The sequence below is a fragment of the Pseudonocardia sp. D17 genome (assembly GCF_036984265.1).
GTDB classification, from domain to species: Bacteria; Actinomycetota; Actinomycetes; order Mycobacteriales; family Pseudonocardiaceae; genus Pseudonocardia; species Pseudonocardia benzenivorans.
Map to the genome: position 1 here is coordinate 1 of NZ_BPRG01000238.1, position 300 is coordinate 300.

The window sequence follows — 300 nt, forward strand, 5'->3', positions numbered from 1 at the left end:
CGCCCTTCAACGCGTCCTCAACCAAGATCAACCAGCGGCGGCTTGACACAGGGCAACTCACGCGCGCTGCTGCTGCTGATCGAACTTGTCGCGTTCCAGCCATGGCCCGACGACACCGCGTGGGTCAGCCGTGCCCGCGCCGACGCGCTCACCGTGGTGGCGGGTCATCTCACCGCACTGCGGGCAGGGGACCTCCGCGCGGTCACGGCCGAGTTCGACGCGGTCCGCCGCGCGCTGGGGGAGTGTCTGATCTTCGGTGTAACTGGTCTGTAGCTCCGGGCGTGTCCCGGGGGAAGGACC

1 protein-coding gene is annotated in these 300 nt (G+C 69.0%); it reads left to right on the forward strand.

The features are described from left to right. Positions 1-42 precede the first annotated feature (42 nt). On the forward strand, positions 43-273 hold the full coding sequence (locus PSD17_RS33395; RefSeq protein WP_339126177.1) for a hypothetical protein: 231 nt from the start codon (positions 43-45) through the stop codon (positions 271-273). Positions 274-300 lie beyond the last annotated feature (27 nt).